Below are 704 nucleotides of genomic sequence, written 5' to 3' on the forward strand. Positions count from 1 at the left end.
ACAGGTACACCAGATACTTCCCCAGACTACACATTACTGGCTGCAGCAGGATCAACTGGAGATACTGGAGTAACTGGTGATACCGGTCCTACCGGTGCTACTGGTGTAACTGGTGATACTGGGCCTACCGGTGCGACTGGTGTAACTGGTGATACCGGGCCTACTGGTGCCACCGGAGTTACTGGAGCTACTGGAGATACCGGGCCTACCGGAGCCACTGGTGCGACTGGTGATACTGGTGCAACTGGAGTAACTGGAGATACTGGCCCTACGGGAGCCACTGGAGTAACTGGAGATACTGGGCCTACCGGAGCCACTGGAGTAACTGGAGATACTGGGCCTACCGGAGCCACTGGTGTAACTGGTGATACTGGGCCTACTGGTGCCACTGGAGTTACTGGAGATACTGGGCCTACCGGTGCGACTGGAGCCACTGGTGCGACTGGTGATACCGGACCTACTGGTGCCACTGGTGTAACTGGTGATACCGGACCTACCGGTGCGACTGGTGTAACTGGTGATACCGGGCCTACTGGTGCCACTGGAGTAACTGGTGCTACTGGTCCAACCGGTGCCACCGGAGTTACTGGAGATACCGGACCTACCGGTGATACTGGTGTAACTGGTAATACCGGACCTACCGGTGCGACTGGTGTAACTGGAGCTACTGGACCTACCGGTGCCACTGGAGACACCGGTCCTAC

At 57.4% G+C, this 704-nt stretch carries 1 pseudogene; it reads left to right on the forward strand.

Features of this window, described 5'->3' with window-relative positions:
- Positions 1–704 (forward strand): annotated as a pseudogene (locus tag FXF70_RS19180) (hypothetical protein); the annotation flags it as partial.

The organism is Bacillus sp. Y3, assembly GCF_008123875.1.
Lineage (GTDB): Bacteria > Bacillota > Bacilli > Bacillales > Bacillaceae > Bacillus > Bacillus altitudinis.